Source organism: Sinorhizobium saheli (genome assembly GCF_001651875.1).
Lineage (GTDB): Bacteria > Pseudomonadota > Alphaproteobacteria > Rhizobiales > Rhizobiaceae > Sinorhizobium > Sinorhizobium saheli.
In genome coordinates, this window is the sequence record NZ_LNQB01000067.1 from 17,157 (window position 1) to 31,669 (window position 14,513).

General features: G+C 66.1%; 14 protein-coding genes. 4 read left to right on the forward strand and 10 right to left on the reverse strand.

The genetic code is table 11. The features are described from left to right. On the forward strand, positions 1 to 990 hold the full coding sequence (locus ATB98_RS08880; protein WP_066872148.1) for a carbohydrate ABC transporter permease: 990 nt from the start codon (positions 1 to 3) through the stop codon (positions 988 to 990). A 2-nt stretch (positions 991 to 992) separates the two neighbouring features. Beyond that, positions 993 to 2,051: a carbohydrate ABC transporter permease gene (locus tag ATB98_RS08885; protein ID WP_066872151.1), complete on the forward strand. Its 1,059-nt coding sequence runs from the start codon at positions 993 to 995 to the stop codon at positions 2,049 to 2,051. A gap of 26 nt (positions 2,052 to 2,077) precedes the next feature. On the opposite strand, the gene ATB98_RS08890 is transcribed toward ATB98_RS08885, so the two are convergent. The 8 genes from ATB98_RS08890 to ATB98_RS08925 form a co-directional block, all read right to left on the reverse strand. Further along, positions 2,078 to 3,124 (reverse strand): LacI family DNA-binding transcriptional regulator, encoded by a 1,047-nt coding sequence (locus ATB98_RS08890; RefSeq protein WP_066872154.1) that lies wholly within the window; start codon positions 3,122 to 3,124, stop codon positions 2,078 to 2,080. Between the two features lie 195 nt (positions 3,125 to 3,319). Next, complete coding sequence (locus tag ATB98_RS08895) at positions 3,320 to 3,574, reverse strand: FitA-like ribbon-helix-helix domain-containing protein (protein WP_066872409.1); 255 nt, start codon at positions 3,572 to 3,574, stop codon at positions 3,320 to 3,322. 84 nt (positions 3,575 to 3,658) lie between these two features. Further along, complete coding sequence (lhpI, locus tag ATB98_RS08900) at positions 3,659 to 5,353, reverse strand: cis-3-hydroxy-L-proline dehydratase (RefSeq protein ID WP_066872157.1); 1,695 nt, start codon at positions 5,351 to 5,353, stop codon at positions 3,659 to 3,661. Continuing rightward, positions 5,350 to 6,351, reverse strand: a complete 1,002-nt coding sequence (locus tag ATB98_RS08905; RefSeq protein WP_066872161.1) for a 4-hydroxyproline epimerase — start codon at positions 6,349 to 6,351, stop codon at positions 5,350 to 5,352. The genes lhpI and ATB98_RS08905 overlap by 4 nt, the downstream gene beginning before the upstream one ends. A gap of 14 nt (positions 6,352 to 6,365) precedes the next feature. Then, the gene (locus ATB98_RS08910; protein ID WP_066872165.1) at positions 6,366 to 7,631 is read right to left on the reverse strand and encodes an NAD(P)/FAD-dependent oxidoreductase; all 1,266 of its coding nucleotides are present in this window, start codon (positions 7,629 to 7,631) and stop codon (positions 6,366 to 6,368) included. 38 nt (positions 7,632 to 7,669) lie between these two features. Beyond that, positions 7,670 to 8,632, reverse strand: a complete 963-nt coding sequence (locus ATB98_RS08915) for a dihydrodipicolinate synthase family protein (protein WP_066872167.1) — start codon at positions 8,630 to 8,632, stop codon at positions 7,670 to 7,672. A 213-nt stretch (positions 8,633 to 8,845) separates the two neighbouring features. Beyond that, positions 8,846 to 9,550 carry a GntR family transcriptional regulator gene (locus tag ATB98_RS08920; protein ID WP_066872169.1) on the reverse strand — a complete coding sequence of 235 codons (705 nt, stop codon included), beginning with the start codon at positions 9,548 to 9,550 and terminating at the stop codon, positions 8,846 to 8,848. A 128-nt stretch (positions 9,551 to 9,678) separates the two neighbouring features. Beyond that, positions 9,679 to 10,842, reverse strand: coding sequence for a hypothetical protein (locus ATB98_RS08925; RefSeq protein ID WP_153435832.1), 1,164 nt, complete (start codon positions 10,840 to 10,842; stop codon positions 9,679 to 9,681). Between the two features lie 289 nt (positions 10,843 to 11,131). Between ATB98_RS08925 and ATB98_RS08930 the strand changes: the two genes are divergently transcribed. After that, positions 11,132 to 11,986, forward strand: a complete 855-nt coding sequence (locus tag ATB98_RS08930; protein WP_066872172.1) for an AraC family transcriptional regulator — start codon at positions 11,132 to 11,134, stop codon at positions 11,984 to 11,986. A gap of 141 nt (positions 11,987 to 12,127) precedes the next feature. Next, positions 12,128 to 12,667, forward strand: coding sequence for a YbhB/YbcL family Raf kinase inhibitor-like protein (locus ATB98_RS08935; protein ID WP_066872175.1), 540 nt, complete (start codon positions 12,128 to 12,130; stop codon positions 12,665 to 12,667). A gap of 135 nt (positions 12,668 to 12,802) precedes the next feature. Here the strand turns inward: ATB98_RS08935 and ATB98_RS08940 are convergent, their stop codons facing one another. Both ATB98_RS08940 and ATB98_RS28855 read right to left on the reverse strand, forming a co-directional pair. Further along, positions 12,803 to 13,549 carry an EAL domain-containing protein gene (locus ATB98_RS08940; RefSeq protein ID WP_066872178.1) on the reverse strand — a complete coding sequence of 249 codons (747 nt, stop codon included), beginning with the start codon at positions 13,547 to 13,549 and terminating at the stop codon, positions 12,803 to 12,805. Positions 13,550 to 13,734: 185 nt separating this feature from the next. Then, positions 13,735 to 14,448, reverse strand: a complete 714-nt coding sequence (locus tag ATB98_RS28855; protein ID WP_066872180.1) for a hypothetical protein — start codon at positions 14,446 to 14,448, stop codon at positions 13,735 to 13,737. Between the last annotated feature and the right edge of the window lie 65 nt (positions 14,449 to 14,513).

Here is a 14,513-nt window from a genome sequence, read left to right on the forward strand (position 1 = left end):
ATGGCCGGGGCGACAGGTTTCGCGGATCGCGCGCTCGACCTTGCAATGGCCGTGGTCGAGGCGCCGATCAACGCCGTCGAGCGGCTGATCGGCAAGCGGCGGATGCCCTATCTTTTCCTGGCACCGAACCTCGTGCTCTTCGGCATCTTCACCTTCCTGCCGATCGCGATCGCCGTCGGCTATGCCTTTACCGGCGGCACCGAGCTCCTAATCTCGAACCGCCCCTTCGTCGGCCTCGACAACTTCCGGACGCTTCTAAGCTGCGAAAGTTACCTCGTGCCGGGAAGCTGCGAGGAATCGCTCTTCTGGACGGCGATCTGGAACACGCTCTGGTTCGTCGGCTTCAATGTCGCGGCCACGCTTCTCGTCGCACTCGTCACGGCGCTGATCCTCGACCGCGCGATCGCCGCGCGCGGCTTCTTCCGGGCGATGTTCTTCTATCCGGTACTTCTGTCGCCGGTCGTCATCGGCCTCATCTGGAAGTGGTTCCTCGATCGCAACGGCCTGCTCAACGCCTTCCTGCAGATGCTCGGCGTGCCGCCGGAAATCTTCCTTCTCGAAGTCGGCTGGTCGCGCTTCTTCGTGGTCGTCGTCTCCGTCTGGTTCCACATGGGCTTCTACACGCTGATCCTGCTCGCCGGCCTGCAGGCGATCCCCAAGGATCTCTACGAGGCGGCGGCGATCGACGCCGCCACGCCGTCGCGCACCCTGTTGCGGATCACCCTGCCGCTCCTCGGCCCGAACCTCATCGTCGTGCTGGTCCTCCTGATGATCAAGTCGGTGCAGATCTTCGACGAGGCCTGGGTGCTGACGAATGGCGGCGGACCGGGCACCGCCAATACCTTCCTCGTCCAGTATATCTACCAGATGGCCTTTGCCGGCGACCTGAGGCTCTACGGCCTCGCCTCGGCCGCCTCGGTCCTCATGGGGCTGGTGCTTCTGGTGCTCACCCTTGTCCAGTTGCGCCTCGGAAAAAAGGCGGAGTCCTGATCATGCACGGCACCTTCAGCGCCATCGGCTTCCTGACCCGCACCCGGCGCCCGGGCCGGATCGACATGACCGACATCCTCTCCTGGCTGTGGCTGGTCGGCGGCACGCTCGCCGTTCTCATCCCCGTCATCTGGGCCGGCCTGTCCTCGCTCAAGCCCGAGGCGGAGATCACCCGCTTCCCGCCGACGCTGCTGCCGCGCGCGGCGGTGCAGGTGGAGGTCCAGGGCTTCGACAAGCCCTTGAGCCTCTGGAACGCGACGGTCGACGGCGAGGCCCGCGAGATGGCGATGGTCCGCCGCATCGGCCTCAAGGCGCAAATGGTCGACCCCAAGTATCCCGGCAAGCCCGTCAGCGTCGATACCCGGAGCATTTCGCCGGTGCAGCGGCTGACGGTGGCGACGGAGAACTACACGGACCCGCTGACCCGCTTCAACTTCCTGACCTTCCTCAAGAATTCGGTCTTCGTCACCTTCGTCGCGACGCTTCTGACCCTCATCGTCAACGCGCTCGCGGCCTTCGCGCTCTCCAAATACCGCTTCCGCGGCGACACGGCGATTTTCGTGCTGATCATCTCGACGCTGATGATCCCGCTGACCGTCGTCATGGTGCCGGCCTATCTCGTCGTCGTCGGCGTCGGCCTCGTCGACAATCTCTGGGGCGTGATCATCCCGACGGTCGCCTCGCCGACCGGCGTCTTCCTCTTGAGGCAATACATGCTGACGATCCCCGACGAGCTGATCGAAGCGGCACGGGTCGACGCGGCCAGCGAATTCCGCATCTTCTGGCGCATCGTCCTGCCGCTCACCGCCCCGGCGCTCGCCGTCCTGGCGATCTTTTCCGTGCTCTGGCGCTGGAACGACTTCCTCTGGCCCCTGATCGTGCTCAGCAGCCGCGAGAATTTTACGCTCCAGGTCGGCCTCAATGCCTTCCAGGGCGAGTTCTCCGTGCAATGGCACTATATCCTCGCCATGACATTCCTGAGCCTCGTGCCGGTGACGCTGGTGTTCCTCTTCCTGCAGCGCTACATCACCACCGGCATCGCCGGGACGGGAATGAAATAGGACTTGTCGAGGGGGTTCAACCTGCCCTATCTCGGCGGCGGCGCGATGCTGCCTCTCAGGATCAGGCGGCAACCGAGCTCCAGCCGGTGCGCCGGGCGCAGCGGGTCGTTGGCGAGCGCGCGTTGCTCGAGCAGGAAAAGTGCGGCGGCCCCCAGGCGGTCGGCCGGCATCTGGATCGTGCTCAAGGGCGGCGCGCTGAACTCGCCCGGCACGATGTCGTCGAAACCCAGCACCGAGACATCTTCCGGCACGCGAATGCCGGCCTCGCTGAGTGCCTTCAGGCAGCCGAGCGCCAGATTGTCGGCGGCGCAGAAGATCGCGGTTGCGCCGCGCAGGCTGCGGTCGGCCTTCAACAGGGCGCGCATCACCTGCTCGCCATGCTTCGGCTCGTAGCTTTCCGCGACCACGACCATGTTGTCCGGCGCGGGCAGGCCGGCGACCAGATGAGCATCGACATAGCCGTCATAGCGCCGGCGGATGGTCGTGCGGCCCTGCCATGTCAGGTGCAGGATGCGGCGATGGCCGAGCGACAGGAGATGCTCGACGCCGAGGCGCGCGCCGAAACGGTTTTCGACCGTCACCGTGTCGACGAGCATCGCCGGATCTTCGCCGTTAAGGATGACGGACGACTTGTCGAGCGCCGACAGTGCCCGGATGAGATCCGGCCTGTCATCGTTGAGCACGACGATGCCGTCGACATTCTCGCCCTCCGCGGCGTCCCGCACCTCGGCGGGATCGAGCCGCGTGAGCGCACTGACGAAGGGCACGATGCGGATTCCCCGCCTTTCGCATTCGCGCCGCAGGCCGTTGAGGATCGTCCAGCTCACCATGTTGAGGTCGCTCTGCGGCGCCGCGTCGCTCGTCAGCGCGAGCAGGACGCTGCGCAGCGCGGCGATCGTCGCCTTTTTCCGCCGGCTTTCGAGATAGCCGAGGCGGCGGGCCGACTCGAGCACCCGCTTACGCACCTCGACCGTTAGCGGCGCGGTGCCGTTGAGAGCATGCGATGCGGTACTCAGCGAAACCCCGGCTTCGCGCGCCACATCCTTGAGACTCGTCTTTCGCTCCACGATCAACCGTCCGCCGTTCCGGCCTCTGGAGCGGGATGCACTCACATGCGTTCGCGCCACCGCTCTATTTGCTTTTGCCGCATTTGTGCGACGTCAGGTGATTCCACCATGATTGAGCATGTCGGAATCGGTTCACGGACAAAATCATGCAGCAATTCAGAGTTCTACAGCGACGCGGGCGCGTCTGACCAGACCCGCCGATCATTCAAACCCCATCGGCTTCGCGGGCGTCCTGTCGCGCACCTCCTCGAACAGGGCGAAATCGTCATTCGTCAGTCCCGCCCGCCGTCCGATCTCCGCAAGAGCATCGCCCATGCGGATGCGCTGCTCCGATTTCACCGCACTTTCCAGAATGTCGCGGACTTCCGCCTCGGTGCTGCGGCCGTGCATGGCCGCTCGCAGGCGCAGAGCCCGGTGCACCTCATCCGGCACGTTTCGCACTGTCAGGATGGCCACAGTCAAAACCTCCAAGACGCTTTCATTGACTGCAACTCTAGATCAATGCAGTCGCGCCGCAAGGCTTGCCGCGTCGCCGCCGGATCATCGGGAAAGCCAAACCGGCAGCCGGGCGGGCACGCGGCCGGTCAAGGCGGCGGTGACGCAATCGGCGAGGCTGCCGAAGCGCGTGGCGCGGCCGGAAAGACCGGGGCCGTAATGGGCGTATTTGCCGGAATTCGTCATCACCGTGCGGGTCCGCACCGGGAAGACCGGCTCTGAGATCGAGCACCAGCAGAGATCCGGCAGCACCTCGACGCCGCTTGCTTCGAGCCGCGCGAGCGTGCCGTCGCTCCGCGCCGCTTCGATGATCTGCCGCCCGGCGGTGACGATCACCGCGACGTCGGGGTGTCGCATGCGCCCGCCGAGCGCCGCGGCGAGCGTCCGGCATTCGGCGAGCGAGGCGTGCGGGCTGCCGATGGCGACGAGTTGCACCTCCTCGGGTCCCTCGTTCAGGGCCGACCAGGCGGCGGCCATGTCGGCGCGGGAGATGGCCGCCACGCCGGCATCGTCCGCCGCGGCGCGATCGGCCTCGGGCGTCACGCCCTCCACATGCAGCATCGGTGCCGCGGAGGTGGTGCCGAAGGCGGCGCAGAGCGCCTTGAGGTCGTCACGCGAGGGCCGCGCCGCGGCGAGCCCGCGCACAAGCGGGATGCGGTCGGGTGCCGCGCGTCCGGCGAGATAGCCGATGAGCGGCCAGAAGGCATCGTCGACGCCCACGGGCAGTTCCACGTCGATGATCCGCCGCGCCCTGCGGTTTTCGTCGAGATAGACGCCGGAAAGCGGCGCCCGACCGGTGAGCGCGATGCAGAGATCGAGGAAATCCGGGTGCTTCGCCGTCCTTGCGCCGAGCACGCTGTTGGCAAAGATCACCGCATTGGATTCCGACCAGGCGACCGCTTCGCCGGCCCCGGGCGCGCCGTCGAGCAGATAGGGCGAGCAGGTGAAGGTCGGCCGGCAGCCCATGCGGACATAGGCACCGGCGAGCCGGGCCGCCGGGGCGCCGAATGCGCGGGGAACGCCCTGGGCCTCCCAGCGGGCGTGGTCGACGGAGATCGCATTCATCGTCGTCGGCACCCGCACCCTCGCCCCCATCCCGGCCATCTTCTCGGCGAAGTTCAGGTTCGCGGGGCTCGCATAGATGCAGCCGTCGATATGGCCCTGCGTCACGCCGACGAGGCTCCGCGCCCCCTGCTGTGTCGCCACGGCGCAAATGATGCGCATGGCCTGTTGCACGGCGACGCCCTCGCGCCCGTCGAGCATGGCACGATCGGCCGCGGAGAGGTCGAGCGCAGCGGCGGCCGGCGGGGCAAGCGGGATCGTCAGCCCCTCCGCTTCGATCGCCGCGTCGCTGATCCGGGCCGTCTTCGCGCGCGACAACTGCGAGAACACCTCCGGCGCAAGGCGCAGCACCGGCAGCGGCCTGCCGAACATCTCGGCGGCAATCAGCGCGCCGAGGGTCAGGACCTCCTCGGCTTCGGCAAAGACGAGGGCCGCCGGAGCCCGGCCCGTCAGGATGAGATCGAGCAACACGCCCGAGCCGGAGCAGGAGCCCCGGCTCGACGGCATCATGAGGATGGAGCCGGTGAGCGGGACGCCATGCAGCGGGTGATGCACGTCGATCACGCGCGCCGTGGCCGGGTCGACCCCGCCCCAGAAGCTCAGCGCCTCCGGCGAAGCAACGACAGGGCCCTCGGCCGAGCCGCCAAGGATGCTCAGCGCGGGTGCCCGGTCCGTCATTTTACGACGAAGCCGTGGGCGAAGGGATCGCGATCGTCGATGAAGATTGTGTTGATGCCGGTCATCCGCGCCCAGCCGGCGATCGAGGGGATGATCGCATCGCGACCGGCGACCGTCACCGCCGCCTCGACGCGGCCCTTGAACAGCGAGCCGATGATCGACTCGTGGACGAAGTCGTCTCCGACCCTGAGCTTGCCCTTGGCGGCAAGCTGCGCCATGCGGGCCGAGGTGCCGGTGCCGCAGGGCGAGCGGTCGATCGCCTTCTCGCCATAGAACACCGCGTTGCGGCCATGCGCCTCCGGTTGCGTCGGCTTGCCCGTCCACTGGATATGGCTCAAGCCCCGGATCTGCGGATGCTCGGGATGGACGAATTCATATTTCGCGTTGAGCGCGGCGCGCAGTTTCGGGCTCCAGCCGACGAGTTCGCCGGCGGTGTGGTCGGCCATGTCGCGAAAGTTCTTCTGCGGCTCGACGATCGCATAGAAATTGCCGCCATAGGCAACGTCGACGACGATCTCGCCCAGCCCTTCCACTTCCGCGGTCAGCCCCTCCGCGTAAAGGAAGCTCGGCACGTTGGTGAGGCGCACCTCCTCGACGAAGCGGCCCTCCTGGCGATAGGTGATGTCGACCTTGCCCGCCGGCGCGTCGATCGACAGCCTGCCGGGCTCGCGCGGGGTGACCAGGCCGTTCTCGATCCCCATGGTGATCGTGCCGATCGTGCCGTGCCCGCACATCGGCAGGCAGCCGGAGGTCTCGATGAACAGCACCGCCACGTCGCAGTCGGGCCGCGTCGGCGGATAGAGGATCGAGCCCGACATCATGTCGTGGCCGCGCGGCTCGAACATCAGTCCGGTGCGGATCCAGTCGAATTCCTTAAGGAAATGCGCCCGCTTTTCCAGCATGGTCGCGCCTTCGAGACGCGGGCCCCCGCCGGAGACCAGGCGGACGGGATTGCCGCAGGTATGACCGTCGATGCAGGAGAAGGTGTAGGTGGCCATGATCGAAACCTCTGTCAGAATCTTTGCGGCGAAAAGGGTGCGATGTCGATGGCGGGGGCCTGCCCGGTCGTCTGCCCGGTCAGGAGATCGGCAACGATCCGCGCGGTGCCCGCCGATTGGGTGAGGCCGAGATGGCCGTGGCCGAAGGCGTAGACGACCCGCGGCGTCGCGCGGGCGCGGCCGATCGCCGGCAGGCTGTCCGGCAGCGACGGGCGAAAGCCCATCCACTTGACGCCGCCTTGCGGCTTCAGTCCCGGCAGGAAGGCCTGCGCCTTCGCGAGCATTGCCTCCGAGCGGCGGAAGTTCGGCGGCAGCTCGAGCCCTCCGAGTTCCACCGCGCCGCCGACGCGGATGCCGGTCGCAAGCCGCGTGACGACGAAGCCATGATCGCCGAATGTCACCTGCGTGCGCAGGTCGAAGGCGTCGGCCGGAAGCGTCGTGTTGTAGCCGCGCTCGGTTTCGAGCGGAATGCGCTCGCCGATGGTGCGGGCGATCCGGTGCGAGAAAGCGCCGGCCGCAAGCACCACCTGCGCCGCGCGGCGACCCTTGCCGTCTGCAGCCAGGACCTCGACCGCGTCCTCGGCGGGCCTGAGCGCCGTAACCTCCGCGCGCCCGATCACCCCGCCGGTCGCGCGAAAATGATCCGCCAGCGCCAGCGTATAGAGCTTCGGATCGGCGATCGAGTACCAGCCGGGCGTGAAGGTGCCGTGGGTGAAGCGCGGCGCAAGGCCCGGCTGGATTTCGGCCATGCCGGCCGCATCGAGGTGACGGAACTCGATCCCGTGCTCTTCGCGCGCCTTCCATCCGGAAAGCGAGGCCTCGAATTCCGCCTCGCCCTCATAGACCTGGAGGTTGCCGTCCTTGCGCAGCATCGGCACCGTGCCGGTCTGCGCGAGGAACGGTTCCAGCTCCGCCTTCGACAGATCCATGAGCGCGGTTTGCGCCCTGGTCGAATGCGCGACGCGCCTTGGCGAGCAGGCGCGCCAGAAACGAAACATCCACGGCGCGATCCTGAGCGCATAGGCGGGCGGCACCGTCAGCGGCCCGAGCGGATCGATGAGCCACCTCGGTGCCTTCCTGAGGATGCCGGGCGAAGCCAGCGGCAGGATATCGGTGAAGGCGAAGGCCCCGGCATTGCCGGCCGACGCTCCGGCCGCCGGTCCCTCGCGATCCAGGACGGTGACCGACAGCCCGCGCGCCGCGGCGGCGATCGCGGCGGAGAGCCCGACGACGCCCGCGCCGATGACGATGACATCAGGTCCTTTGCCGGCGGCGGCCATCTGACGCGTCTTTCCTGCCGATCTCGCACACCATCGGGTCATGCCTTGTAGGTCTGCACGGCGCCGGGGAGCCTGCTCCATTCGGCATACCACGTGTTGAAGAGCTTGAACTGCGCCTCGACATAGCCGCGCTGGCTCTCGGTGAGCGCATCGGTTTCGTTGAAGTGAAGGGTGTATTCCCTTTCTCCCTTCAGCACCATCATGTGCTTGAAATAGAGGACGAGGTCGGGCCCCTCGTCGAAGGATGAGAGGACGGCGAGCGCCTGCTCCAGCTCCTGCGCGCGCTGACGTGCGTCGACGTCGCCGCGGGCAGCGGCCTGCGCCAGATTGCAGAGGTGCAGCACCTCCTTCGGCAGGACATTGCCGATGCCGGTGATCGCGCCGGTGGCGCCGCAATTGACGAAGCCGTGGAAAACGGCGGTGTCAACGCCGATCATCAAAGAGACGTCGTCGTCGCGGCTGGTGATGTTCTCGGCCGCGTAGCGCAGGTCCGCCGGGCCGCCGAACTCCTTGAAGCCGACGAGGTTCGGATGCTCGGCGCGCAGCGCGAAGAACAGGTCGGCGCGGGTGGCGAAACCGTAATAGGGGCTGTTGTAGATCACCGCCGGCAGGTCCGGCGCGGCGGAAAGGATCGCCTTGAAATGCGCCTTCTGCGCCGCCACCGACGGACCGCGCGACAGGACCCGCGGGATGACCATCAGGCCTTGCGCGCCGACCTTCTGGCCATGCGCCGCGTGTGCCACGGCGGCGGCGCTGTTGACGGCGCCGGTGCCGACGATGACCGGCACGCCCGCCTTCACCAGGCGCTCCACGCCCTCCATGCGCTGCGCGTCGGTCAGGAGCGGCCAGTCGCCCATCGAGCCGCAATAGACGACGGCCGACATGCCTTCGGCGATCAACTCCTTCCCCTTGCGGACGAGCGCGTCGAAATCCGGGGTGCGATCTTCCTTGCAGGGGGTCATCAGCGCGGGGACCACGCCGGAGAAAATCTTCGCCTTCATCTCAAAGCTCCTTTGGCTCCAGAGCGGGGATGCGCTCACATGCGTTCGCGCCGCCGCTCCATCTGTTTGTTTTGCCGCATTTGTGCGACGTCGGGGGATTCCACCTGGCCGCAAATCGCTTGGCGATACCACGTCGTCGCCGGCGTGCAGGCTGCCCTTCCACGCGATAATACGCTTTGTATTTTATTTGTCGACAAAAAATCGACGACGCGTTCACAGCTCTATGTCCAACCGCCTGTCGCGCGAAAAAAGCTTGCGGATCTGGTCGACGATCTGCTCGCCATGCGCCTTGGCCAGCCGATCGGCCGCACCGAGGTCGCGCGCCGCTATGACGGCGATCATGGCTTCGTGCTCGTCGACGAAACGCCTGGGCAATCGATCGTCATAGGACTGGTAGTAAAGCCTGAGAATGCGCCGCCCCTCGTCCAGCAGCCGCTTGAAGAGGCCGGTGAAATAAGGGTTGCGGCCTGCCTCGGCGATCGCGGAATGGAAGGCCGCATTGGTGGCGATCATCGCCAGCGCATCCTGCGCCTCGACCGCCGCGGCAAACGCGGCCTGGTGCGCGCGGATCACCTGCAGATCCTCGGCCCGATGATGCTCGGCCGCAAGCCGCGTCGTGACACGGTACATCAGCACCAGCGCATCGAAATAGGTGTGCATGTTGAGGAAGTCGATGTTCGACACCATCGTCGACCGGTTGGGCAGCGTGTCGATCAGGCCCTCTCCGGCCAGCCGCACCAGCGCCTCGCGGATCGGCGTGCGCGACATCTTGAAGCGCTCGGCCAGTTGCGCCTCGTCGATCGGGCTGCCGGGCGGCAGGACGAGGTCGAGGATCTCGTCGCGCAGAAGATCGTAAACCATCTTCACGCCGGAGCCGCGTCTGCGTTCCGGGAGCCCATTCGTATCGGTATCGGTCATCTGGCAATCCTTCTGTCGACAAGAGAAATACTTCTCCGGGCGAAGGCGATCAACGGTTTAGGGGGAGGACAAAATTTGCGCTCCGCCGAGCGGCAGCCTGGGCTGCGGCAACGGACGGGTATCCCCTATCAGAGGCGGGCGCCGTCAGGAGACTCGGCAAGGGCGCCCGCCGGACGGGGGCCGGCGGTCATGAGCGTGAAATCGAATGGCACGCGCCGGTCGGCGTCGAGCACATACTGCCGGTGGACCCGCAGAAAATCCCGCCTGATCTTCCGGTACCGCTCGGGCGAAAGCATGTGCCTCAGGCGAATGAAAACGATCCGCGGCTGCGGCGCATCGGGGTGCCCCGCAAGCGCCACCACGGGGCATTTATAGAAGTTTATGGCGTCGGTCAGGCATTGAACCTCGAACCACAACACCTCCTTCGCCCGGGCGATGAGACCGATGCGCGCCCGCAATACCTCGGCGCAGCGAAGCAGGGCGCATTGCAGGATTGCGCCGCCAAGGGTCGCAAAGACGACGCGCTTTCCGGCGAACAGTTCCGCGTCTCGTTCGATGAGCATGCCGATCACATGGGCGGCGATGCTCGAACCCATGCTGTGCGAGCTCACCACATATTCGTCGGCCGCCTCGTCGAAGGCTGCCCGCGCCGATGCGGCGCATTCGTCGAGCCACCGGGCGAGATAGGACTGGTCGAGGCTTGCGACCGCAACGGCCAGTTCCCAATCGGCAAAGAGATGCAGCGTGAACAGCCTGTCCGACCAGGGAAGAAATAGCCGGAAAAAGAAGGCGCAGGCGCAGGCGACGCTCAGGAGGAAATACCAAGGAGAAAGCGCGAGCCACCAGGGAGAGGCGGCAATGGCGAGGCTCGCGACGAGCGCGAGCACGACGAGCGCAAAGGGGAAGGCGAAGAACAGGCCGAAGCGCCAGGCGTGCCGGAAATATCCGGCGGCACCGCCCTCGATAATGACACGGGCGGCGCTCACGAATCCGCACGCCAGTCTCTGAAGCGCCGGCCGGCCGTTCAGTTTTCGCACGAGGTCGTTGTGATCGAGGATGTAGACCCGGCTCACCGTCCGCCAGCCGATGCCTGCGCTGTCGACATCGAAATAATGGTTCCGGCCGTCGGAATGAAGCGGCCCGACATCGGCCTTGAAGTCCCACAGGTCGGCGGTCTTCAGCGCCGTGCGCTCGTAGCGGTCCCGGTGTTTGCCGGCGTCCAGCGGCTCGAATCCCGGAAAATGCAGGACGACGCGCTTCTTGATGCGCCCGGGCGGATTGTCGTGGTGCAAATGCAATTGCCTTGATGCTGGTCACTTGCGCCGCAGCGGGGGCGCCATGTGCCCCCCGCGCAAGCGTGGGCACACGGGCTGCTGCAGCCTTTTCGCGGTTCTACACATGCCGATCGCGATGGCAAGCACCCCGGAGGCGGAAGAGGCGGGCAGGCCTCTCTCGAGTTGACGCTTGTATGATGGGTGGGTTTCGCTCTTGCCATTTCGCCGGATTATCGGTCATTGGGCCCAGACAGATGTTCATCGAAAGGCGGCGGCCTTCGTCGGCCGCGAAACTCAAGAGGGCCGCATGGACCACGAGGCACTTCCCCTCCCCGCCGGCGCCATCCTCCGGCAGGCCGGCCGCACCTGTTTTCACCATCTCGTCAGCACCACGCCAGCGCTTCTCCAGGTGTATTCAGGGACCAAAGTGGTCATCGCCCGCGACATGCCGTTGCGCCTCGTCGCCGGCGAGTTCGCCCTGTTGCCGGACCATCAGCCCATGACGATGGAGAATATCCCCAAGGCGCCGCAGAACTACGAAGCGCGCCTCCTGCCGATCCCGCGCGCCCTGTTCGAGGAGACCTACGCCCGCATCGCCTCCGTCACGCAGCCTCAAACCGCCCTGCCGGTCAAGGCAAGGGGATTGCCGGCCGAAGCGGCGGCATTGTTCGAGTTCTTCTGCTCGCCCGGCCATGTCGCGGCCCTGCCGCCGGCCGTCGCCAAGGTCCGGCTGATGGAGCTCATCACATGGTTCGCCTTGAGCGGAGCCGTGCTCGGCAAGGGGCAAAGCCCGCGCCTTGAGGATCGGCTGCGGCAGATGATCGAAACGGATCCCGCGCGCGACTGGACCTTGGCTCATGCCGCTCGCGCCCTGCACATGAGCGAAGCCACGCTACGGCGCAAGCTGGCGGCCGAGAGCACCAGCTTCACCGAGACATTGAGCGACACGCGCATGACGCGGGCGCTGGGCTTCCTGCAGACGACGACCCTGCCGATCGCCCGTGTCGCCCAGGAAGTGGGCTATGATTCCGCTTCGCAGTTTTCGGCGCGGTTCAAGGGACGCTTCGGCATCAGTCCGCGCGATGTGCGGGGCGATACCCGCGCATTTGAGCGGATCGGGACAGAAGTCGAGCATCTCGGGGCAGACGAAATCTCGCTTTGAGCTATGCTTCCTGTATCAGGCATGCCGCCCGGAAGTGCGTAGCGGTTCCGGGAGCGACGACATGCATGAAACAAGACCATAAGGCGCGTCGCGAGGATTCCTCCGGTCGCGACACGCCCAGCAACGGCAGGACCGATACCCATGCGCTTCATCACCACCCTTCTCACCCTGAGCCTTCTTGGCGCCACCGCCGCCCAGGCGGAAATGAAACTGACCTCGAAGGACCTCACGCCCGGCAAAGCCATGGCCGACGCCCAGGTCTTCAAGGGCTTCGGCTGCGAGGGCGGCAACGTCTCGCCGCAGCTCTCCTGGTCGGGCGCGCCGGCAGACACCAAGAGCTTCGCGATCATGGCCTATGACCCGGATGCCCCGACCGGCTCCGGCTGGTGGCACTGGACGGTGTTCAACCTGCCCGCCGATACCGCGGAGCTTGCAAGCGGGGCAAGCGGCGGGAAACTTCCTCAAGGCGCCGTTGAAGGTCGCACGGATTTCGGCATGTCGGGCTACGGCGGCGCCTGCCCGCCCGCGGGCGATCAACCGCACCGCTACCAGTTCACGGTTTATGCCCTCAAGCTCGACAAGCTGCCCCTCGATGAAACGGCCCCGGCCGCCATGGTCGGCTTCTTCGTCCGCGCCAATACGTTGGATCAGGCGACGATCGAGGTGACCTACGGGCGCTGAGCGACGCCGGGCCTTCGATCGGCCTGCGGCCGGCTCAATGTCGCCGGAAGCCGGCGGCTTTGGGCCAATGACGATCGGAACGGCAGCGTCGCATGAAGTCAACATGCGGCGCGCACGATGCAGGGCAGCCCTTGCCTAGCCGCAATGCACCGGCGGCAATGTCGGCTCGGACAGGAGATAGCCCTGGACATGCGTCGCGCCGGCAACCCTTGCGGCATCGAGCTGCGCATATGTCTCGATGCCTTCAACGATCACGGTCGGCGCGGCGCAGGACGCCAGCCCGACCATATGACGAAGGACCCGCTCGGCGCTGTCGCTGCGGTGCTGCACGAAGAACGCATCGATCTTCACGATATCGACGGGGATCGACAAAAGCGATTCCGGCGTCGAGTAGCCGGTCCCGAAATCATCGGCGGCGATCCGGTAGCCGAGCGCGCGGAGAGCCTGAAGCAGCTCTGTGGCCGCCGACAGCGCCGTTATCGGCAGGCTCTCCGTGATTTCGAGAACGAGACGCGAGGCGATTGCGCGGTGGCTCGAAAGCAGATCGTAGAGCGCCGTCCGGCTGCAATCGTCGGAGAGGTTGTCGGCCGAGAGATTGCAGCCCAATGCCTGCGCCGGATGGCTCACCAGCCAGTCGCATGCAATGCCAAGAAGATGCCGGTCGAAGAGCGGTGCACATCCGACCGTTTCCAGTGGGCCTATGAACTCTCCGCCGGTTCTGACGGTGCCGTTCCGTTCGACGAGCCGCGCGAGACATTCCGAATAGAGAACGTCGCCTGGTTCGTCGGCGGCGTGGACCTCTTGCAACGAGAAGCCGACCCGTGCCTCCTGCATAGCAGCCGTAACGACCGCAACCGCGCTGTTGAATTGCTTCACGTTCATGCGCCGAACCGACCAGTGGTTGCTGCCGTTGCCGATCGCCTGCGATCACTTAGCGGGAGATGAGGAGGAGTGTGAAGGTGCCCGCGCGTTTTGCGGCGGACTTCGTCGTGCGCTGCAGCGTCTCGAGAGGCGCGCAGCGGGTCGAAAGATGCGGGCGGACAGCGTCGCTCCGCCCGCGCTCAGCGTCAATTCGCGGTATCGGTCTCGTCCGTCGAGTCGTCGACGGGTTCGGGAAGCGTCTCGCGAATCTCGTCGATCTTGCCGACTGCCGGTCCGACGCCCAGGATTTCCTTGGCCTCGTCAAGGCTCTCGTCGCTCACCTCGCCGCCCTTCGTGAAGCTCTCGAGCGCCTCGCGCAGCGCTTCGTCGCTCAAGGCCGGATCGGTCGGGATGGCATCGACGCCGTTCTCCGCCTCGAACTCGGCATAGGCGATGGCGTAGGCCGAAATCGCCGCCATGCGCGGATCGTTCGAGTTGAGATAGGCGTGATAGTTCCTGTTGAGCGAGCTGAGCTTGGCTGTCTCGGCCGCGGTGTCCGTCACATCGGTCACGTCGGCCACGGTGGCCTTGGCCGGCTTTTGGGCCTTCTCGGCCCTGATCGTCTTATGGGACTTCGTGCCCTTCTTGAAGAGCGACTTCAGGGTGTCGCCAAAGCTGCGATCGCTGCTCTTCTTGCCCGAATGGGTTCCGGACTTGCCCGAGCCGGAATGTCCGTTGCCATGGCCTCCGCCGTTGCCGTTTCCGCCGCCGTGGCCGCCACCATTACCGCCACCATTGCCGCCGCCGTTGCCGCCCTTGGCGAACGCAACGTCCGACGTCGCGAAGGTGACCGTTGCGATCGGGGCTGCCGCGATCGCCAGGGCGACGACGCTGCGTCCGATTATCTTGGAAATAGCCATGCCAGGCCTCCCGTTGTTTGCATACCCTTTGGCGGGCACATTTGAACACGTCGAATTGATGCAAC